Origin of the sequence: Nonomuraea antri (assembly GCF_013283785.1) — a bacterium.
In the GTDB taxonomy this organism is placed as follows: Bacteria; Actinomycetota; Actinomycetes; order Streptosporangiales; family Streptosporangiaceae; genus Nonomuraea; species Nonomuraea antri.
The window spans coordinates 1-2,006 of sequence record NZ_JABCPZ010000497.1 but is presented as its reverse complement, the minus strand read 5'-3'; the positions used below and the strand labels follow the sequence as shown (position 1 = coordinate 2,006).

The 2,006-nt window shown below is 66.0% G+C and carries 1 protein-coding gene; it reads right to left on the bottom strand.

What is annotated here, in order from left to right:
- Window positions 1-120: 120 nt before the first annotated feature.
- The gene (locus HII36_RS54870; protein WP_173531332.1) at window positions 121-1,842 is read right to left on the bottom strand and encodes an IS1634 family transposase; all 1,722 of its coding nucleotides are present in this window, start codon (window positions 1,840-1,842) and stop codon (window positions 121-123) included.
- Between the last annotated feature and the right edge of the window lie 164 nt (window positions 1,843-2,006).

Genomic DNA, 2,006 nt, shown 5'->3' with positions numbered 1-2,006 from the left:
CCCGGGTTCCGCAGTTGGTAGTCACACGTGAGCCCGAAATCGAGGGTTGACCTGGAGGAACGCATGCAGGGCCGTAGAGGGTCGTGTGCCTACACCCTCCGCAGCCAGGTGCTGATCGGGTCAAGTCGGCTCGAAGACGGAAACCCGGGCTGGCGGCGTGATGGAAAGTGCCTGGTAGACAGCTCGTTGTGCGGGTCGTAGCGGAGTCGTGTGGACGACGGTTCCAGCCGGTCCGGCGAGGGTGACTTGGGACAGACGGGACAATTCGCGGTTGATCCGGGGCCATCTTTGCCCGCATCCGCGTTCGGCGACCCGGGTCAGCAGCAGAGCGAGCCAGCAGATCAGCACGTGCGCGCGGATGCGGTGTTCGAGCCGGTGGAAGACCGGGCGCAGCAGGAGTTCGGACTTCATGTCCCGGAAGCCTCGCTCGGCTTCGAGGAGGTTTTTGTAGCCGAGTGCGGCGCCTTCGGTGCTGATGTCGGGATCGCTGGTGGCCAGCAGGTACTTGCCGTCCAACCGTTCCTCGGCCTTGACCCTGGCCCGGTCGATCACCAGCCGTCCGTTCTTCTGCTGGCGGATCCACCGCTTGAGGGTGGGATGGTCGCGCAATGCGCACTCGGCACGGACATGGGCGGCCTCGGCCTTCTGGCGAGCCTTGGCGCTCAGTTCGCGCCCGGCTTCGCGTTCGCGCTGGGCCTTGATCCGTTCCAGCTCGGCCTCGATCCGCGTGATCGCTTGCTCGCGGTGCTGCTTGTCGCGCTGTTCTTGGTCGGGGTTGTGGCAGATGATGAAGCGCACGTCGCCAGTACCGTCGATGCGGACTTCCTTGACCCGCAGGTTGTCGCGCACCTGCTGGTAGCGGCCCTGACGCGACAGTGCCTGTTCGACCAGGGCGCCGCCGTCGCGCATGCGCATCCCGGCGATGTAGTGGCCGCCCGCGCGGCGCAGGTAGGCCAGGTTGTCAGCGGAGGAGAAGCCGCGGTCGACCACGGTGATCACCCGGCCCAGCTTCCAGGCGCGCATGTCGTCCTTGACCTCGGCCAGCACGCTCTGGTCGTTGGTGTGGCCGGGCCAGCACCACACCCGGACCGGGATGCCCTCGCGGGTGACCGCCAGCCCGATGACGATCTGCGGCAGGTCGTCACGATGGTCCTTGGACTTGCCGTAGGTGCGAAACGCCTGCTCGCCGTCCTCTTCGGCGTCGCGTTCGAAGTAGGTGGAGGTGGTGTCGAAGAACAGCAGGTCGACTTCGAGGTTGAGCAGGTGAGCGACGGCGAAGAACACCGCCTCCTGAACCTCGCCTTGGGTGTCGGCTTCCACCAGCAGATCCATCGCCCGATAGGCATGGTCATCGTCCATCGCCGCCAGGTTGGGGATGATCACGTCCTGGCTGGCCCATTCGGCGGCCGACAGTTTGCTCATCGGCGCGATTGCGCGGTTGGCGACCAGGGCGAACAGCACGCGTTCCATGTTGATGGTGAAGCGCCGGCCGTCGGCCGCCTTCTTGATCGCCGAGGCGACGGCCAGTTGCCGCCACAGGCCCTCCAGCAGCCAGACGGCGCCGATGGGATGGGAATCGACCACCTCGATCGGCGCGCTGCCCGCATGCCGGCCGACCTCGACGGCATCATCGGCGCAGCCGGAGCCGTCCCCGTCGCCGAAGTGCTTGCGGATGGAGGCCGCCAGTCCGAGCAGGCCGCCCACGTCCAGGCGGTCGACCCGGCCCAGGTTCATCAGCACGTCCGGCTTGATCTTGCCGTCCACGCGCCGGTTGTGCGCCAGCGCGACATATCTGACGACGCTGCCGTCGGTGTTGGTCCGCCGGGTGAACCGCAAGTACATGACTACACACAACCACGAACCATGAGCTCACGCACATGAAATCTTCGAAGTCGTGTTACTACACTCGCGGCCCTTCGCGGCACCTCGAAGCTCACTACAGGCCATCTACCTGCAGATTCTCGCTGTCCACTCGCCATGTGTGACTACGAACTGCGGAACCCGGG